The organism is Vibrio sp. 10N.222.52.B7 (genome assembly GCF_041474275.1).
GTDB lineage: Bacteria > Pseudomonadota > Gammaproteobacteria > Enterobacterales > Vibrionaceae > Vibrio > Vibrio crassostreae_C.
The window spans coordinates 1-247 of sequence record NZ_JBFRTU010000356.1; the positions used below are offsets into that span (position 1 = coordinate 1).

The following is a 247-nucleotide window of genomic DNA, read 5'->3' on the forward strand; positions in this document are numbered from 1 at the left end:
AAATAGTGGCTATCAGTGTTGCGTTACTGGCTTCGACAGCAACACATGCAAAAATCTCGCAGTGGTCACTGGGCGTTGCCGCCTCTTATTCTCCGGCTGTCTATAAAGATACACCGTCAAACCGCGCTGTGATTCCTATGATTGGCTATGAAGGTGAGCACTTTTTCATGCGTGGATTCAGTGCGGGTTATCGCTTACTTCCTGCGGGCTCACCACAGAATATCGTGTTTCGAGCGGTTTATGTTGT

Annotated in this window: 1 protein-coding gene; it reads left to right on the forward strand. The window is 48.6% G+C overall.

What is annotated here, in order from left to right; translation table 11 throughout:
• Nucleotides 1–2: 2 nt before the first annotated feature.
• The coding region (locus AB4512_RS23190; RefSeq protein ID WP_372175871.1) for a MipA/OmpV family protein at nt 3–247 on the forward strand (245 nt) is incomplete at its 3' end.